Genomic DNA, 18,155 nt, shown 5'->3' with positions numbered 1-18,155 from the left:
AAGGAGCGTGCGAGATGCAAGATTCCGGATCGACCAGTTCCGCCTCTCAGGTCTACCAGAAGCTGGTGCCCCGGCCCGTGCGGACCGTGGCCATGAACACGGTGCCGGTGCCCGTGCGCCGCGGGCTCAAGAAGCGCCTGGACCGTGCCCTGGCGCAGCGCGAGTCGCGGCTGCACCAGCGCGCCCTGCGGCGGCTGCGGACCACCGACTTCAGCAATCTGCCCGAGGGGCGGGCCAAGGCCGGGGACGGCCGGGTCGGCCACGTCCACACCGGACTCACCGCCGACCTCGCCCGGCGCACCGACCTCGCGCTCGTCACCACCGTGCTCGACCGGGCGAAGATCCCGTGGTTCACCGTGCCCGCCCTCGACGACCGCCGGATGTGCCTGGCCGTCCCGCGCGAACACAAGCGCGCCGTGCGGCGGGTGCTGCGCGCCCTGCTGGAGCGGCAGACCGGTTACGTGGTCTCCGTCGCCCCGGGCAAGGACGACACGGCCAGGATCCCCGGCAGCTACGTCAAGGCCTGGAAGCACTTCGGCGCGGCCCGGGTGATCCGGATCACCTGGCTGCGCACCGATCCCACCGGCTCCCTCTGGGTCGGCGAGAACCAGGGCGTGGAGATCGAGTTCTGGACCACGGACACCAGCCTGGGCGCGCCGCGCCTGGTCGGCCCGCGCCCCAACCGGGTGCAGCGGGTCGTCCCGGCCGACGATCCGCGCACCGTCGAGATCACCCACGACCGGCTCACCGGGTACGCCGACACCGACGCGGGCGCCGAACCGACCCGGACCCGCGCGGGGTTCGACGTCCCGCGCGTCGAAGAGGTCACCTTCCCCGTCGACGCGGCCGTCCTGTGGTGCCACGACGATCCGTGGGCCGAGGAGCTCCTGCGCGCTACCCTGCGGTCCCTGCACCAGTACGCCCCCTGGACCGACCGGGTGCACGTGCTGGCCCTGGCGCCCGTGCCGCCGTGGGTGCGCACCGACGACCGGCTGCGGATCGTGCCCGCCGGACCCGACGCCGAGCGGGACCTGCACACCGTGCCCGGTCTCGCCGACCGGTTCCTGTACTTCCGGCCCGGCGCGCTGCTCGGGCGCCCCGTCCGGCCCTTCGACTACTTCACCGCGCTCGGCGGGACCCGGCCCCGGCGCGGCCCCTGGTCGGCCCGCGAGGCGGCGGCGCCCTGGACCGGCTGGGCGTACTCCTTCACCCAGCGCGCCGTGACCCACGGGTACGCCCCGGGCCCCCAGCCGTTCGCGCGCGAGATCCTCGCGGCGGTGGCCGACGGATTCGCCGGCCACCGGCCGGTCACCGACGGCCAGTACGCCCCGGAACTGGAGGGCACCCACCCGCTCGACGGGGTCGTCCACCACGCCGCGCACTTCTCCGGGCACGCCGAACCGTCCGGCGAGGCCACGATCGCGGTGCACGCGGCGGTGCCCGGCGTCACCCGCTGGCTCGACCGGCTCCTCGTACGCCGTGACGCGCAGCAGATGCAGCTGTGCGGGCTGGGCTCGCCCGACGCGCTGGACCACGGCGGGACCCGCTCCGTCCTGGACTTCCTGCGCCGGTACTACCCCGTGCCCAGCCCCTTCGAACAGGCCGTGGCGGAGCCCGCTCGGCCGTTCCACGACGAGCCCGCGGTCCCGACCGCCGCCGCGCTGGCCGGCTTCGACCCGGGCGGTTTCGACCCCATGGCCTTCGACCCGGCCGGCTTCGGGCCCGAACCCGACACCGGGACCGGCTTCGACCTGATCGGTTTCGCGCCCGCGCCCGGGACGGGGACCGGCTTCACGTCCGAGCCCATGCCGATGCCGATGGCCGTGCCCGCGCCGATGCCCGCGCCGATGCCCGCGCCCGCGCCCATGGCCGTACCCGTGCCCGTGCCCCCGGCGTGGGCCGGCCGGGAGGAGGCGGGCAGCCCTTCATGACCTCGGCCAATCCCGAAGCGTCCCCGGCGGTCGCCCTCTACCGCGCCGTGCTGCCCACCCGGCTGCGCCGCGGCCTGGCCCGGCGCGTCCCGATCGGACTGCGCGCGGTGGTCAAACGGCTGCTGCGCGGGGCCCGGTTCGGCCTCGGCCCGGCGCGCTCGCTGCGCGCCCGGCGGGCCCGCGCGCGCTGGCCGCACCTGCTCCGCGAGGGCGAGCGCCTGGCCGTACTCGTGAGCGGCAGCGCCCGCATCGCGCTGGTCCGGCCCACGGCCTCGCCGCTCGGGCTGCGCGAGGCCAACCTCGAACTGGTCGTCGCCGCCCTGGAGCAGGCGGGCGTCGACCACTTCGCCGTGCGCGCGGCCGACGACCTGCGGGCCTGCTTCGCCGTGCGCGAGGAGGACCGGCCCCGGGTGGCCGCCGCCCTGCTGGAGTGCGCGCGCCGGGCACCCGTGTACGTCGCCCCGGTCGCCGCGGCGGACGACGCGGAGCCGGACACGGCGGGTCGGCCCGCGCTCGGCGGCTCCCGGCGTGCCCGGCGGACCACCGCGGCGGCCCCCGTCCTGCGGGTCGGCATGGTCTGGCAGGATCCGGGCGGCTCGCTCTCCCTCGGCCTCGAATACGGCTGCGACCTGGAGTTCTGGCACGAGGAGGAAGGGCACCTGACCGCGCCCCGGCCCAACCGGGTGACGAACAGCGTGGCCTGCGACGCGCCCCGGATCCTGGTCCCCGTGAACCGGCTCACCGGCTTCGCCTCCCGCCACACCCGCCGCACCCTGCACGTCCGTACCCTCGAGGCCTGCGCCGCCGCGCTGCCCGAGGACGTGCGCTTCCCCGTCGACGTCGTCTACACCTGGGTCGACGGCAACGACCCCGACTGGCAGCGGCGCCGCCGCGAACAGGGCGGCGCGGGCTACCACGCGGAGTCCGCCAACCCCGCGCGCTACATCAGCCGCGACGAGCTGCGCTACTCCCTGCGCTCGCTGGAACAGCACGCCCCCTGGGCCCGCCGGATCTTCCTGGTCACCGACCGCCAGCGGCCGCGGTGGCTGGACGACGCCCACCCCCGGATCACGGTGGTCGACCACCGGGAGATATTCGACGACCCCGCGGCCCTGCCCACCTTCAACTCGCACGCCATCGAGAGCCGCCTGCACCACATAGAGGGACTCGCGGAGCACTTCCTCTACTTCAACGACGACATGTTCCTGGGCAGGCCCGTCACCGCCCGGGACTTCTTCCTGTCGAACGGGATGACCCGGGTGTTCCTGTCGCCGGCCCAGATCCCGCAGCCCGGCATCACCCCCGGGGACCGCCCGGTCGACGCGGCGGGCAAGAACAACCGGCGGATCATCGAGGAGCTCTTCGGCACCACCCTCGTGCAGAAGATGCGCCACGCCCCCTACGCGCTGCGCCGCAGCATCCTCCTGGAGATGGAGGAGAAGCTCGCCGGGCCGCACCGGGCCACCACCTTCAGCCGGTTCCGCAGCGCGAGCGACATCTCCATCCCGTCCTCGCTCTACCACTACTACGCCTACCTGACGGGACGCGCGGTGCCCTCGGACATCGAGTACGCCTACCTCCCCCTGGACCGGCCCGGGATCGAGCGGCGGATGAACATCCTGCTGGCCCGCCGGGACCGCCAGGCCTTCTGCATCAACGACACCGTCTCCGACGGCCGCGACCAGGAGCGTCAGGCCCGGCTGCTCCAGGACTTCCTGCGGGCCTACTTCCCCGTACCCGGCCCCTTCGAGCGGAAGGAGTTCCACGGCCGATGAAGATCTCCTTCCTGATCAACAACATCTACGGCATCGGCGGCACGAACCGGACGGTGATCAACCTCGCCGAGGCCCTCTCCGCGGACCACGAGGTCGAGATCGTCTCCGTGTTCCGGCGCACGTCCGCGCCGCCCAAGTTCGCCATCTCCCCGCAGGTCACCGTCCGGGCCCTGGTGGACCTGCGGCCGGGTGCCACGGGCGCCGACCGGGGCCACCCGGGGCTGGCCGAGCCCACCCTGGTGGTGCCGCGCCAGGAGGAGTTCCACGAGCAGTACAGCGGGCTGTCCGACCAGCGGATCATCGACGAGCTGAGCGGCACCGCCGCCGACGTGGTCGTCGGCACCCGGCCCAGCCTGAACCTCTTCGTGGCCGCCCACACCCGGGAGGGCGCGCTGCGGGTCGCCCAGGAGCACATGACGCACCTGGCCATCCCGGCGGCGGTCCGGGCCGAGATGGCGCGGGTCTATCCGCGCCTCGACCTCGTCACCACGGTGACCGAGGCCGACGCCCGCTCCTTCCGCGAGCACACCCCGGTCCCGGGGCTCCCCGTGCACGCCGTGCCCAACAGCGTGCCGCGGCCCGTGGGCGCGCCCTCCGACGGCGCCCGCAAGGTGATCGTCAGCGCGGGCCGCATGCACCACGTCAAGCGCTACGACCTGCTGGTCCGCGCCTTCGCCCGGCTCGCCCCCGCGTTCCCGGACTGGCGGCTGCGGATCTACGGCGACGGGGACGAGACGGGCGCGCTGCGCACGCTCGTCAACGACCTGGACCTCGCCGGGCGGATCCTGCTCATGGGCGGCTTCTCGCCGATCGAGTCGGAGTGGGCCAAGGGCTCCATCGCCGCCGTGACCTCCAGCGCCGAGTCCTTCGGGATGACCCTGGTCGAAGCGATGCGCTGCGGCCTGCCCGTGGTCTCCACCGACTGCCCGGTGGGCCCCCGCGAGATCCTGCGCGACGGCGAGGACGGCCTCCTCGTCGCCAACGGCGACGTCGCCGCCATCGCCGAGGGCCTGGGCCGCCTGATGGCGGACGGGCCGCTGCGGGCGCGGATGGGCGCCGCCGCGCTGCGCAACGCCGAGCGCTACGACCCCGCGGTGATCGCCGCCCGGTACACCGCCCTGTTCGAGGAGGCCGCCGGGCGCCGCGCGGCCGCCCGGAAGGGCTACCGCGGGCCGACGGCCGCCCGGCTGGGGCGCCCGCCGGGCGACAGCGCCCCGCCGGAGTCCGTGAAGAGCGCCGTCTGCCATGCCGAGGCGCCCGACACCGGGTGGCTGAGCCTGACCTGCGACGGCCCCGCGGGCGCCCGCGGCCGCGGCGCGTTCCTGCTGCGGCACCGCCCCTCCAGCGGCTCCCGGCTGCCGGACCTGCTCCTGGACACCGCGCGTGAGACGCTGCCCACCGGAGCCGTCCGGCACACCGCCGTCGTGCCGCCCGCCGCCCTGGACCACCTCGGCGACGGCCGGTGGCGGGTCATGCTCACCACCGGCAAGGGGGATCCCGTCCACCTCAAGGCGGGGATCCGCGACACCCGCGGGCTCATCGACGCCCGCGCCCGCCTGCTGCGGGACCCGGGCCCCGGCCCGGTCCTGTGGAACCTGCCCTACGCACAGCCGAACGGCGCCCTGATGCTGCGTACGGTGCACCGCGAGACCCACGCCGAAGCCGCCGAGGTGCGCGTCGGCGAGGACGGGATCACCGTCTCCGGAGTGCTGTGCGGAGCGCGGGTCCTGGAGCACGGGGCCCGGTTCGTGCTCGTCCGGCGCGGCCCGCACCGCAGCGAGCTGTCCCTGCCGGTGGAAGTGCTCGGCGCGCGCTCCTTCCGGATGGAACTGCCCCTGGTCCAGCTGGTGGAGGACCGCCTCGCCCGCTGGGAGGACTGGGACTGGTGGCTCCAGCCGCACCCCGGGAGCAGGCGCCGGGTGCGCGTGTGCCACCTCTTCGAGGACTTCCCCGACGTCCGGGGCGCCTACCCGTACCCCGCCGTTCCCCTCTCCGCCGACGACGTGTCCCGCTTCGTCGTCGTGCATCCGTCCCGGCCGGTCCGAGTCCGGCCCTACTGCTCCGTCTCCGGAGCCATGGCTATGAACGTGGTGGACCGATGAACCGAAACCGATCGATCCTGCATATCGTCGCCCACCAGGACGACGACCTGTACTTCATGAATCCGGACCTGGTCCGCTCGCTCCAGGACGGCGACCCGGTCGCCACGGTCGTCCTGACCGCGGGCGAGGGCGACGGGATCAACGCCGACACCAACGACCCCGAGCGCGTCTCCCTCCCCACGGACTACAGCGGCTACAGCACGGCCCGCGGCTGCGGCCTGCGGTCGGCGTACGCGCGGATGGCCACCGGTGACCGCAACAGCCCCTGGCAGCGCGAGATCACCGAGCTGGTCCCCGGATTCGCGGTCGAGCGCTTCACCCTCCTCGCGCACCCCGCCGTACGGATGTACTTCTGCCAGCTGCACATGGGCGTGCCCACGCCCTCCGGCGTCCGCACCCGGATGTTCGAGCTGTGGAACGGCGTCCACCCCACCCAGGCGACCGTGCCCGTCCGGGGCTCCGCGCTGACCGAACCGCAGCAGGTGTCCCGGGAGATGATCATCGCGGGCCTCGCCGCGCTGCTCGCCGAGATCCGGCCCACCACCGTGCGCACGATGGACCCCGACCCCGAACACGACGGCGGCAAGAGCGAGTTCGTCACCTCCGACCACGTCGACCACGCCACCACCGCCGAGTTCGCCATCGCGGCCCTCGCCCGCCACCGGGAGACCGTGGAGCGCGCCCCGGTCGTCGAGTACTACCGCGCCTACGCGAACCGCTTCTGGGGCGCGAACCTGGACCGGATGGAGCTGGCCGAGAAGGCCGACTACCTGGCCACCTACATGGGCCTGGACGCCACGCACTGCCCGCAGGGCACCTGCCAGGCGTGCGGCGACCGCCAGCTCGGCCCCAACCCGTACCGCAGCACCCACATGCGCAGCACCGCCTACCGCTATTCGCCCGCCACCGACTGGCTCCGGCTGGGGCCGGGCGGCCGCCTCAACGCCTTCACCGTGCTCGCGGGCCGCCTCGTGTTCTTCACCGAGACCGGCCCGGCGAGCGGGCAGTGGCAGGGGCCCTTCCCGCTCGGCGACGGCTGGCTCGCGCCCACGACGGCGCTCGCCGGGATCCCCGGCGGACCGGCCCACGTGGTGGCGCAGCGCCGCCGTACGGCCGAGGGCGGCGCCGTCGGCATCGACCTGGTCTACACGACGCAGAACCCGGACGGCGGCGGGTTCAGCGGCTGGCAGTCGCTGGAGTCCCCGGAATGGGTCCACGCCGACGGCCGCCGCCAGCGCGAACTCGGCGTCCCGATGGCCGCGGTGGACGGCGCGGGCCTGCTGTACGTCTTCGCCCGCAACTTCGACCAGGGCATCTCCATGCGCCGCCAGAACGCCCAGGGCGGCTGGGAACCCTGGGTGAGCCTCGGCGGCGGCTTCCTCCAGGACGCGGGCACCGCGATCACCACCGAGTTCGGCACCGTCGAGCTGTACGTACCGGGCAAGAGCTCCGTGGTCCGCTGGTTCCAGAAGGAGCCGGGCGCGCCCTTCACCCGGGACGACTCCCTGGTGACCGGGCCCGTGGCCAGCGGCGGGATCACCGCGGTGAACTCCGGCGGCGGACGCACCTGTCTGTACTTCCGCGAGGCGGGCACCCAGCAGGTCATGGCCTACCGCCAGCACGACACCGGCCGCTGGCCCGGCTCGGGCGCGGGCGTCGGCGGCACCGGGGGTACGGGCGCGGTCGCCGCGCTCTGGGCCCCGCAGCGCGGCGCCCGCGAGGCGCACCTGGCGCACCGCAGCTCGCGCGGCCGGCTCAGCGTCTCGCTGCCCGACCGGGAGAAGGACATCTCCGGCGCCCGCTGGCGGGAGAGCGGCGAGATGTTCGTCCAGGCCCCCGCGCTCGCCTACGACGCCGCGGGCGCCGTGACCGTCGCGGTCATCGGCACCGACGGCCGGCTCCACGTCCGCCGCCAGCTCGCCCCGGAGACGGGGAGCCCGCTGGGGCCCGCCGTGACCGCGTGAGACGGCGACGGCTGGCGGCGCTGGGCCTCGCCCTGGCGCTCGCGGCCGCCGCCCTGGGCTGGGCCCGCAGCGACGCCCGGGACCCGCTCTGGGACGGCTCGGGGGAGGCGGACCCGCAGGCCGGTCCGTCCGTGGTGGTCCTGCAGTGGAACATCTGCGGAGCCGCTCACCAGTGCCCCAACCACGGCGGCACGGGCCGGGGCGGCTCGGTCGACCGGCTGGTGAACGAGACGGTGCTGCGCCACCCCGACCTGCTCGGCGTCAACGAGATCTGCCGCGGCCAGTTCCAGGCGCTGGAGGCCGTGTTCCGGGAGCGCGGCCTGCCCCTGCGCGGGGCCTACCAGCAGATGCACGGAAACGTTCCTGCCTGCGGCGCGGACACCTCCTACGGCCTGGCGGTGTTCTCCCGCGAGGAGCTGACCGGCCCGGCTCTCTTCCGCGCCTTCACCGACACGGACGGGGAGACCTACCAGGCCGGGGGCCGCTCGGAGCCGGTGCGGCGCGGGCTGCTGTGCGTGCCCACGCGGGCCCGCGCGCGCCAGGTCACCTTCTGCGGCGCCCACGCGGGGACCGCCGACAGCCAGCTGAAGGAACTCCACCGCTGGTTCGACGACCCGGTCGCCTTCCCGCCCACGACCCCCGTGATCCTGGCGGGCGACCTGAACCAGCAGCCCAACGAGGGCTCGCTGGCGGGGCTGTACGGGCACACGCGCGGCGAGAAGGACCAGCACGACCCCGACGGGCGCTTCCTGGAGGCGGACGAGCGCAACCGGCGCTGGTTCAAGATCGGCGCGACCGGGGGAGTGCGCTGCCAGGACCCGGTGCCGGCGCGGTGCCGCAACGGGGCGCCGACCGCGGACGACGGCCGGAAGATCGACTACATCTTCGCCACCGAGGCCCACTTCACCGCGCCCCGGGCCGTGACGGTCCCGGTCACGGAGTCGGACCACGTCCTGTACGAGGGCGTCTTCCAGTTCAGGAAGTAGCGCCCCGGCCGTCGCGTTCGGGCGGTAACGAGAACGGCGGGCGGTACGGGAGTGATCCCGTACCGCCCGCCGTCCGTCGTGCAGCGGTGTTTCCCGTTACGCCGGGACGCTCGCCAGACCCGGGGCGAGGAACTTCTTGCCGTTCACCCGCTCCGAGACGCCCTCACGGTCCAGGTACGGCGTGATGCCGCCCAGGTGGAAGGGCCAGCCCGCACCGGTGATCAGGCAGAGGTCGATGTCCTGGGCCTCGGCCACGACACCCTCCTCCAGCATCAGGCCGATCTCCTGCGCCACCGCGTCCAGGACGCGGTCGCGGACCTGCTCCTCGGTCAGGACGCTGTCGCCCTGGACGAGCAGCGCGGCGACCTCGGGGTCGAGCTCCGGCTTGAAGCCGTTCTCCGCGTTGTAGACGTAGAAGCCGCGCTTGCCGGCCTTGACCACGGCGGACAGGTTCGGCGAGACGGTGAAGCGCTCCGGGAAGGCGCGGTTCAGGGTCTCCGACACGTGCAGACCGATGGCCGGGCCGACCAGTTCCAGCAGCACCAGCGGGGACATCGGCAGGCCGAGCGGCTCGATGGCCTTCTCGGCGGTGACCACCGGGGTGCCCTCGTCGATGACGTTCTGGATCTCGCCCATGAAGCGGGTGAGGATGCGGTTCACGACGAACGCCGGGGCGTCCTTGGTGAGGACCGCGGTCTTCTTGAGCTTGCGCGCCACACCGAAGGCCGTGGCCAGCGAGGCGTCGTCGGTCTGCTCGCCGCGGACGATCTCCAGCAGCGGCAGGATCGCGACCGGGTTGAAGAAGTGGAAGCCGACCACGCGCTCCGGGTGCTGGAGCTTGGAGGCCATCTCCGACACCGACAGCGAGGAGGTGTTGGTGGCGAGGATCGCGTGCGCCGGAGCGACCGCCTCGACCTCCGCGAACACCTTCTGCTTGACCGACATCTCCTCGAACACGGCCTCGATGATGAAGTCCGCGTCCGCGAAGCCCTCGGCCTTGTCCAGGACGCCCGTCACCAGGGCGGTCAGGCGGTTGGCCTTGTCCTGGTTGATACGGCCCTTGCCGAGCAGCTTCTGGATCTCGGCGTGGACGTAGCCCACGCCCTTGTCCACACGCTCCTGGTCGATGTCGGTGAGGACCACCGGCACCTCCAGGCGGCGCAGGAAGAGCAGCGCCAGCTGCGAGGCCATCAGGCCCGCGCCGACGACGCCGACCTTGGTGACCGGGCGGGCCAGGTTCTTGTCCGGGGCGCCGGCCGGGCGCTTGGCGCGCTTCTGGACCAGGTTGAAGGCGTAGATGCCGGAGCGCAGTTCGCCGCCCATGATGAGGTCGGCCAGGGCCGCGTCCTCGGCGTCGAAGCCCTTCTGCAGGTCCCCGTCCTTGGCGGCCTCGATGATCTCCAGCGCGCGGTAGGCGGCCGGGGCCGCGCCGTGCACCTTGGAGTCGGCGATGGAGCGGCCGCGGGCGACCGCGGCGTCCCAGGCGTCACCGCGGTCGATCTCGGCCCGTACGACCTCGGTCTTGCCCGCGAGGACGTTCGCGGTCCAGACCAGCGACTGCTCGAGGAAGTCGGCACCCTCGAACAGGGCGTCGGCGATGCCCAGTTCGAAGACCTGCTTGCCCTTGAGCTGACGGTTCTGGTTCATCGAGTTCTCGATGATCACCGAGACCGCGCGGTCCGCGCCGATCAGGTTCGGCAGCAGGGCGCAGCCGCCCCAGCCGGGGACCAGACCGAGGAAGACCTCGGGCAGCGAGAAGGCCGGGATGGCCTTCGAGACGGTGCGGTAGGTGCAGTGCAGACCGACCTCGACACCGCCGCCCATCGCCGCGCCGTTGTAGTAGGCGAAGGTGGGGACGGCCAGCGCGGCCAGGCGCTTGAAGACGTCGTGGCCGCCCTTGCCGATGGCGAGCGCCTCGTCGTGCTGCTTGAGCAGCTCGACGCCCTTGAGGTCGGCGCCGACCGCGAAGATGAACGGCTTGCCGGTCAGGCCCGCACCGACGATGGAGCCCGCGAGGGCCTCCTGCTCGAGCTGGTCGATCGCCGCGTTCAGGTTGGCGAGGGACTGCGGCCCGAAGGTGGTCGGCTTGGTGTGGTCCAGGCCGTTGTCCAGCGTGACGAGCGCGAAGCGCCCGGCGCCGAACGGCAGGTCGAGGTGGCGGACGTGCGCCTGCGTGACGACCTCGTCCGGGAACAGCTCGGCCGCGCCCTTCAGAAGCTCAGTGGTGGTGGTGCTCACTTGCTGCCTCCGTCGAAGTGCGGGTTCTCCCAGATGGTCGTCGCGCCCATGCCGAAGCCGACACACATGGTGGTCAGGCCGTAGCGGACGTGCGGCTGCTCCTCGAACTGGCGGGCCAGCTGGGTGAGCAGGCGGACGCCGGAGGAGGCGAGCGGGTGACCGTAGGCGATCGCGCCGCCGTACTGGTTGACGCGCGCGTCGTCGTCCGCGATGCCGTAGTGCTCCAGGAAGGCCAGCACCTGGACGGCGAAGGCCTCGTTGATCTCGAAGAGACCGATGTCGGAGATCGACAGGCCGCCCTGGGCGAGGGCCTTCTCGGTGGCCGGGATCGGGCCGTAGCCCATGACCTCCGGCTCCACGCCCGCGAAGGCGTAGGAGACCAGGCGCATCTTGACCGGGAGGTTGTTCTCGCGGGCGAAGTCCTCGGAGGCGAGGATCGAGGCGGTGGCGCCGTCGTTGAGACCGGCGGCGTTGCCCGCGGTGACGCGTCCGTGGGTACGGAACGGCGTCTTGAGGTTCGCCAGGTTCTCCAGGGTGGTGCCCGGGCGCATCGGCTCGTCGGTGGTGACCAGGCCCCAGCCCGTCTCACCGACGTCCGGGTTGGTGTTGCGCACCGAGACCGGCACCAGGTCCTGCTGGATCTTGCCGTCGGCGTACGCCTTGGCGGCCTTCTCCTGCGAGCGCACGGCGTACTCGTCGGCGCGGAGCTTGGTGATGGTGGGGTAGCGGTCGTGCAGGTTCTCCGCCGTCATGCCCATGAAGAGGGCCGACTCGTCGACCAGCTTCTCGCTGACGAAGCGCGGGTTCGGGTCCACGCCCTCGCCCATCGGGTGGCGGCCCATGTGCTCGACGCCACCGGCGATGACCACGTCGTAGGCGCCGAAGGCGATGGAACCGGCGGCGGTCGTCACGGCCGTGAGCGCACCGGCGCACATGCGGTCGATGGAGTAGCCGGGGACCGACTGCGGGAGGCCCGCGAGGATGCCGGCCGTGCGGCCCAGCGTCAGGCCCTGGTCGCCGATCTGGGTGGTCGCGGCGATGGCGACCTCGTCGATCTTCGCGGGGTCCAGGTCCGGGTTGCGGCGCAGCAGCTCCCGGATCGCCTTGACGACGAGGTCGTCGGCCCGGGTCTCGTGGTAGATGCCCTTCGGGCCCGCCTTGCCGAACGGGGTGCGGACGCCGTCGACGAAGACGACGTCCCTGACGGTACGAGGCACGATGGCTCTCCTCCAGGGTGCGGGGTGGCACTGCTGCGCGGGGGCGCGTCCAGATGTCCTGAGCGCCCGCTCACCTGCCCCATGCTACTTGCGGGTAACCCATGTGGACACCCCCTCCGGAAGGAGCGGTGAAGGTCACACTCCGCACCGCATCCCCAGGTCCGCACCCCCAGGTCCGCGCGCCCCGGCCGCGCGCCCGGCCGATCGGACCGGCGCAACGCCCCGATGGGGTCGTCCTCGGCCGTCCGCCCGGCCCCGCTCCTGGCCCGGCGTCCCGGCGGCCCCGATCCTTGACCGCGCCCCGGGTGCCCGCCTCCGGGCAGCCGACGACGCGACGGAGTCCCGCATGCCCATCAAGCAGACAGACCATGCTGTTCCGCACAAGTCGACCGTCCCCGCCAACCACGACCAGCTCGTGAACCTCTTCGTCCGCGAGTACGACGGGACGCCCCCGGGTACCCCGGCCAACAAGCGACGCGCCGTCCTGATGCTGCACGGCAGGACCGTGCCGGTCCTGGCCACGTACGACATCGGCCTCGGTGACTACAGCTGGTCCAGGGTGCTGGCACACGCCGGCTACGACGTGTTCATGCTGGACCTCCAGGGGATGGGGCTCTCACCCCGCCCGGAGATGGACACCCCCTGCAACGCCAACCCGGCCCAGCACGACCGCGTCCTGCCCCCCAACCTGCCGCTGACCTCCGACTGCGCCCCCTCCTACCCCCACCAGCTGGGCAACTCGCAGAGCGACTGGGACGAGCTCCACAGGGTCGTCGAGTACATCAAGGACCTCCACGGTGTGCAGAAGCTGGACATGATCGGCAATTCCGCCGCCGCGTACGCGCTGGGCCCCTACGCGATCCAGCACCCGGACAACGTCGCGAGCCTGATGTTCCAGGCCCCCGTGTTCAAGCCCAATGGCCCGGACAGTGCCCCCGGGACCGAGTTCGGCGCCCCGTCCCCCCTGCCGCTGAACACCCCGCCGTACCCGATGACCCTCGGCAACAAGGCCGGGCTGAAGACGGCCTGGGGCAACGAGCTCGGTCCCGACTGCGCGGCCCAGCAGGCACCGGGCGCGGTGGACCTGGTCTGGGAAGCGATCATCGCGAGCGACACCAAGGGCCGCACCTGGGGGAAGCCGCTGGCCAGCGGCCAGACGGAGGGGCTGAGCCGCCAGCGCCAGACCTTCTGGTGGGGCTGGAACAAGAACACCGCGCCGCTCCACGGCACGCTCGGCGGCCCGGTCCCCGTGCTCATCGTGTACGGCGACCTCGACAAGACCGTGACCACCCTGGGCCTGTCGGTCACCGAGCTCTACAAGGCCATCGCGGGCCCGAACAAACTGATGTTCAAGGTGTCCTGCGCCAGTCACCAGATGCCGTGGGAGGGCCGGCGCATCATCCTGCACGAGATGTCGAAGCAGTGGCTCAAGCACACCAAGGTGTTCGGGAAGGACAAGGGCAGCTTCCACGTGGACGACAACGACGCCGTCACGCCCCTGCCCGTGCCGTAGGGCGCCGCGCCCCACCGCGCGAAGAGCCCCCGCCGGGGTGGGACGCAGGGTCCGGGGTCGGCGGGGGCTCTCGCGGGATCTCCGTGCGTGCGGGGCCTAGTCCGTCACGGCCAGGGCCGTGACCAGGGCGTCCGTCACCTGCTCGATCTGCCAGGCGCGGGCGCCGTAGGAGGCCAGGGCCTCCGCGACGGAAGCGGCCGAGACCTGGAAGGGGGGCTCCCAGCACAGGCGCCGGACGCTGTCCGGGGTGATCAGGTTCTCCTGGGGCAGGTTCAGCCCTTCCGCCAGCGCGGAGACGGCCGTACGGGCCGCCGCCAGCCGGGCCGCGGCTGCCGGGTCCTTGTCCGCCCAGGAGCGCGGCGGCGGGGGGCCGGCGGGGGTGGCCCCGGGCTGCGGCAGCTCGTTCTCGGGCAGCGCCCTGGCCCGGTCCACGGCCGCCATCCACTGGTCCAGCTGGCGCCGGCCGACCCGCTGCCCGTATCCGGGCAGAGCGGACATGGCCTGCACGTTGAGCGGCAGGGCGAGGGCGGCCTCGACGATCGCCGCGTCTCCCAGAACCTTGCCCGGGGATACGTCACGTCGCTGGGCGATCCGGTCGCGGGCCTCCCACAGTTCGCGGACGACCGCCATCTGACGGCGGCGCCGCACCTTGTGCATCCCGGAGGTGCGCCGCCAGGGGTCCTTGCGGGGCGGGGCGGGCGGGGCGGCGGCGATGGCGTCGAATTCCTGGTGGGCCCAGTCGAGCTTGCCCTGCCGGTCCAGCTCCTCCTCCAGCGCGTCGCGCAGGTCCACCAGCAGCTCCACGTCCAGCGCGGCGTAGCGCAGCCACGGCTCCGGCAGCGGGCGGGTGGACCAGTCGACGGCGGAGTGGCCCTTCTCCAGCGCGTAGCCGAGCACGCTCTCGACCATGGCGCCGAGTCCGACCCGGGGGAACCCGGCGAGGCGCCCGGCCAGCTCGGTGTCGAACAGGGAGGTGGGGACCATGCCTATTTCCCGCAGGCACGGCAGGTCCTGGGTGGCGGCGTGCAGGATCCACTCGGTGCCGGACAGGGCCTCGCCCAGCGAGGAGAGGTCCGGGCACCCCACGGGGTCGATCAGCGCGGAGCCGGCCCCTTCGCGACGGAGCTGCACCAGGTAGGCGCGCTGGCCGTAGCGGTATCCGGAGGCGCGCTCGGCGTCGACGGCCACGGGTCCCGTGCCCGCGGCGAAGGCCGCGACCACCCGGGCGAGGGCCTCTTCGTCGGCGATCACCGGAGGGATGCCCTCACGGGGTTCGAGCAGGGGGATGGGCAGCCCATCGGACGAAACCTCGTCGTCCGGGGGGCCGCCCCCGGTGGTGGTGCGCAGGTCTGCTGCGGTCTCTTGGGCGTCGGTCACCGCTCAAGGGTATCCATGGATGTGACGCGCCCGTCGCCGGAACGTTCCGGCGACGGGCGCGAGGTGTGAACACGGACGTTCCCCCGGGTACCCCGGTGCGCTTCCGGCCGGTAACCGGAGGCGTGGGCCGGGGCGCCCGGTGCGGGGTCAGTGGATGATCCCCGTCCGCAGCGCGACGGCGACCATCCCGGCCCGGTCGCCGGTGCCCAGCTTGCGGGCGATCCGGGCGAGGTGGGACTTGACGGTCAGGGCGGACAGGCCCATCGAGACTCCGATGGCCTTGTTGGACTGTCCTTCCGCGACGAGGCGCAGGACCTCGACCTCGCGGCCGGACAGCTCGCGGTAGCCGCCCGGGTGGCTCGGGGCACCCGGGGGGCGGCGGTGCATCCGGGCGGCGGCCGCGCCGATGGGCGCGGAGCCGGGCCGGCTGGGGAGCCCGATGTTGGTACGGGTTCCGGTGACGACGTAGCCCTTGACTCCGCCCGCGAGGGCGTTGCGTACGGCGCCGATGTCGTCGGCGGCGGACAGGGCCAGGCCGTTGGGCCAGCCCGCGGCACGGGTCTCGGAGAGCAGGGTGAGACCGGAACCGTCGGGCAGGTGCACGTCGGCCACGCAGATGTCGCGCGGGCTTCCGACGCGGGGGCGGGCCTCCGCGATGGACGAAGCCTCGATGACGTCACGAACCCCGAGAGCCCACAGGTGGCGGGTCACGGTGGAGCGGACGCGCGGGTCGGCCACGACAACCATGGCCGTCGGCTTGTTCGGGCGGTAGGCGACCAGGCTTGCGGGCTGCTCGAGAAGAACGGACACCAGGCCTCCTGAAGGGAGTGGCGAGTGGATGCCGACCGGGGAAGGAGCCGGTACCCACCGTGCGGATGGTCACTCACTCCTTCGGCACGTCACCCGCCCGGCTTTAGGGAATGATCACGATTTGGTGAGTAACAATTCGGGCAATTCGGACGCGCGATCGATCAAGGGGCGATCAGAACACCTCAAGCGTTGCCGCGTTCCGACAGCCCGCCGACGGGTGCCGAGGGGGCACCGGGCCTCTCGCGGCCGACGGAGCGGCCGCCGCGCGATGCCCCGGGGGGCCGCGCGACAGGGCCGTCCGGCCCCTTCGCTACGGGTGGTGCGGACCGCGCCGCTGTGGCAGGGAGACCACGCCCGTGTCCACGGGCCCGGTCGGCGGCAGCCCGGCGATCTGGCACAGCAGATCGCACCAGGCGGCCAGGTGGGACCCCGCGTCCGGCACCCCGCCCACCCCCTCGCGGGGGGTCCAGGAGGCTCTGATCTCGATCTGCGTGGCGGGCCGCCGCTCCGCGAGGCCGCCGAAGTAGTGCGACCCGGCCATGGTCACCGTGCCGCTCGCCTCCCCGTACGTCAGCCCGCGCGCGTCCAGGGCCCCGGTCAGCCAGGACCAGCACACCTCGGGCAGGAGCGGGTCCGCCGCCATCTCCGGCTCGAGTTCCGCCCGTACGAGCGTCACCAGCCGGAAGGTCCCGTGCCAGGCATCGTGCCCGGACGGGTCGTGGAGCAGGATGAGGCGCCCGTCGGCGAGGTCGTCCTCGCCGTCGACGACCGCCGCTTCGAGCGCGTACGCGTACGGGGCCAGTCGCTGGGGGGGCTTCGTCGGGTCGATCTCGATACCCGGCCGCAGCCGCGCCTTCTTCAAGCCCTCGACCGCCCGCCGGAACGGGAGCGGGACGGAGCTCTCCTTCGCGCTGTCCACACCGTCAGCGCCATCTGAAAATCGTCCCTGAGCCGCAGCCATGCGGGGAAGACTAGGCGGAACGGGCGCCCGTGCGGCGCAGGGACACCCGCGCCGGGCCGGGCACTTCTTCATACGTGCGAAGATTTGGGTCGTGAGCGCCAACGAACGCCCCACGGGCACGCCGAGTCAGACGTACGATTCCGCCTTCCTGAAGGCCTGCCGCCGTGAGCCGGTGCCGCACACGCCCGTGTGGTTCATGCGCCAGGCGGGGCGCTCGCTCCCCGAGTACCGCAAGGTGCGCGAGGGCACGCAGATGCTGGAATCCTGCATGCGGCCCGACCTGGTCACCGAGATCACGATGCAGCCGGTGCGCCGCCACGGCGTGGACGCGGCGATCTTCTTCTCCGACATCGTGGTCCCGCTGAAGGCCATCGGTATCGACCTGGACATCAAGCCGGGCGTCGGCCCGGTCGTCGCCCAGCCGATCCGCCGCCGCGAGGACCTCGCACAGCTGCGCGACCTCACCCCCGAGGACGTCTGGTACGTCACCGAGGCGATCGGCATGCTCACGAGTGAACTCGGTGCCACGCCGTTGATCGGTTTCGCCGGTGCGCCGTTCACCCTCGCGAGCTACCTCGTCGAGGGCGGCCCGTCCAAGAACCACGAGCACACCAAAGCCCTGATGTACGGGGACCCGGAGCTGTGGGCCGACCTGCTCGACCGGCTGGCCGAGATCACCTCCGCCTTCCTCAAGGTCCAGATCGAGGCGGGCGTCTCGGCGGTCCAACTCTTCGACTCCTGGGTCGGCGCGCTCGCCCCGGCGGACTACCGGCGCTCGGTGATGCCGGCGTCGACGAAGGTCTTCTCCGCGGTCGAGTCGTACGGCGTTCCGCGGATCCACTTCGGTGTGGGTACGGGCGAGCTGCTGGGCCTGATGGGTGAGGCGGGGGCGGACGTCATGGGCGTCGACTACCGGGTCTCGCTGGCCGACGCCGTGCGGCGGGTCGGGCCCGGCAAGGCGCTCCAGGGCAATCTGGACCCGGCGGTCCTCTTCTCCACCCCCGAGGCCGTGGAGGCCAAGGCCCGCGAGGTCCTGGACGCGGCGGCCGGCCTGGAGGGCCACATCTTCAACCTGGGCCACGGCGTCCTCCCGACGACCGACCCGACGGCCCTGACCCGCCTGGTGGACTACGTCCACACCCGGACGCAGCGCTGACCCTGGCGGGTGGCGGCCCGGCGGGGGCTTCTCCCCGCCCCGCCCTTCCTCCGTTCCGGGGGGGGGGGGGCGCCCCCCCCCCCCCCCCCCCCCCCGCCCCCCCGGGGGGGGGGGGAGGCGGGCCG

At 73.1% G+C, this 18,155-nt stretch carries 12 protein-coding genes; 7 read left to right on the top strand and 5 right to left on the bottom strand.

Features of this window, described 5'->3' with window-relative positions; all coding sequences use genetic code 11:
* Positions 1–14 precede the first annotated feature (14 nt).
* The 5 genes from ABT084_RS29145 to ABT084_RS29125 are packed head-to-tail and all read left to right on the top strand — an operon-like array spanning position 15 to position 8,758.
* The gene (locus ABT084_RS29145) at positions 15–1,931 is read left to right on the top strand and encodes a sugar phosphotransferase (protein WP_351050034.1); all 1,917 of its coding nucleotides are present in this window, start codon (positions 15–17) and stop codon (positions 1,929–1,931) included.
* Positions 1,928–3,706, top strand: a complete 1,779-nt coding sequence (locus ABT084_RS29140) for a stealth family protein (protein ID WP_351050032.1) — start codon at positions 1,928–1,930, stop codon at positions 3,704–3,706. The genes ABT084_RS29145 and ABT084_RS29140 overlap by 4 nt, the downstream gene beginning before the upstream one ends.
* Complete coding sequence (locus ABT084_RS29135; RefSeq protein WP_351050029.1) at positions 3,703–5,808, top strand: glycosyltransferase family 4 protein; 2,106 nt, start codon at positions 3,703–3,705, stop codon at positions 5,806–5,808. Before ABT084_RS29140 ends, ABT084_RS29135 begins: the two co-directional genes overlap by 4 nt.
* On the top strand, positions 5,805–7,772 hold the full coding sequence (locus ABT084_RS29130; protein WP_351050026.1) for a PIG-L family deacetylase: 1,968 nt from the start codon (positions 5,805–5,807) through the stop codon (positions 7,770–7,772). Before ABT084_RS29135 ends, ABT084_RS29130 begins: the two co-directional genes overlap by 4 nt.
* The gene (locus ABT084_RS29125; RefSeq protein ID WP_351050023.1) at positions 7,769–8,758 is read left to right on the top strand and encodes an endonuclease/exonuclease/phosphatase family protein; all 990 of its coding nucleotides are present in this window, start codon (positions 7,769–7,771) and stop codon (positions 8,756–8,758) included. The genes ABT084_RS29130 and ABT084_RS29125 overlap by 4 nt, the downstream gene beginning before the upstream one ends.
* A 96-nt stretch (positions 8,759–8,854) precedes the next feature.
* Here the strand turns inward: ABT084_RS29125 and ABT084_RS29120 are convergent, their stop codons facing one another.
* Positions 8,855–10,996: a 3-hydroxyacyl-CoA dehydrogenase NAD-binding domain-containing protein gene (locus ABT084_RS29120; protein WP_351050020.1), complete on the bottom strand. Its 2,142-nt coding sequence runs from the start codon at positions 10,994–10,996 to the stop codon at positions 8,855–8,857.
* A complete protein-coding gene (locus ABT084_RS29115) occupies positions 10,993–12,213 on the bottom strand; it encodes a thiolase family protein (protein WP_351050018.1) in 1,221 nt (406 codons plus the stop codon). The genes ABT084_RS29120 and ABT084_RS29115 overlap by 4 nt, the downstream gene beginning before the upstream one ends.
* Before the next feature lie 346 nt (positions 12,214–12,559).
* On the opposite strand from ABT084_RS29115, the gene ABT084_RS29110 reads away from it, so the two are divergent.
* Positions 12,560–13,726, top strand: a complete 1,167-nt coding sequence (locus ABT084_RS29110; protein WP_351050016.1) for an alpha/beta fold hydrolase — start codon at positions 12,560–12,562, stop codon at positions 13,724–13,726.
* 96 nt (positions 13,727–13,822) lie between these two features.
* Here the strand turns inward: ABT084_RS29110 and ABT084_RS29105 are convergent, their stop codons facing one another.
* From ABT084_RS29105 to ABT084_RS29095, 3 genes are all read right to left on the bottom strand, one after another.
* Positions 13,823–15,103, bottom strand: coding sequence for an HRDC domain-containing protein (locus ABT084_RS29105; protein ID WP_351050013.1), 1,281 nt, complete (start codon positions 15,101–15,103; stop codon positions 13,823–13,825).
* Positions 15,104–15,250: 147 nt separating this feature from the next.
* The gene (locus ABT084_RS29100; protein WP_330333266.1) at positions 15,251–15,913 is read right to left on the bottom strand and encodes a LuxR C-terminal-related transcriptional regulator; all 663 of its coding nucleotides are present in this window, start codon (positions 15,911–15,913) and stop codon (positions 15,251–15,253) included.
* Positions 15,914–16,223: 310 nt separating this feature from the next.
* A complete protein-coding gene (locus ABT084_RS29095) occupies positions 16,224–16,874 on the bottom strand; it encodes a DUF3000 domain-containing protein (RefSeq protein ID WP_351050009.1) in 651 nt (216 codons plus the stop codon).
* A gap of 91 nt (positions 16,875–16,965) precedes the next feature.
* Between ABT084_RS29095 and hemE the strand changes: the two genes are divergently transcribed.
* Positions 16,966–18,030 carry a uroporphyrinogen decarboxylase gene (gene hemE, locus ABT084_RS29090; protein ID WP_351050007.1) on the top strand — a complete coding sequence of 355 codons (1,065 nt, stop codon included), beginning with the start codon at positions 16,966–16,968 and terminating at the stop codon, positions 18,028–18,030.
* Positions 18,031–18,155: the final 125 nt, after the last annotated feature.

The organism is Streptomyces sp. NPDC002138, from assembly GCF_040296485.1.
Classification (GTDB): domain Bacteria; phylum Actinomycetota; class Actinomycetes; order Streptomycetales; family Streptomycetaceae; genus Streptomyces.
Note: the sequence above shows the minus strand (reverse complement) of the source record. Positions and strands in the feature narration are given on the sequence as shown.

Bases quoted from the DNA above. Each gene is read 5' to 3' on its own strand.
- ABT084_RS29095 (WP_351050009.1), bottom strand. From the start codon at position 16,874: ATGGCTGCGGCTCAGGGACGATTTTCAGATGGCGCTGACGGTGTGGAC.
- ABT084_RS29110 (WP_351050016.1), top strand. From the start codon at position 12,560: ATGCCCATCAAGCAGACAGACCATGCTGTTCCGCACAAGTCGACCGTC.
- ABT084_RS29135 (WP_351050029.1), top strand. From the start codon at position 3,703: ATGAAGATCTCCTTCCTGATCAACAACATCTACGGCATCGGCGGCACG.
- ABT084_RS29130 (WP_351050026.1), top strand. From the start codon at position 5,805: ATGAACCGAAACCGATCGATCCTGCATATCGTCGCCCACCAGGACGAC.
- ABT084_RS29140 (WP_351050032.1), top strand. From the start codon at position 1,928: ATGACCTCGGCCAATCCCGAAGCGTCCCCGGCGGTCGCCCTCTACCGC.
- ABT084_RS29145 (WP_351050034.1), top strand. From the start codon at position 15: ATGCAAGATTCCGGATCGACCAGTTCCGCCTCTCAGGTCTACCAGAAG.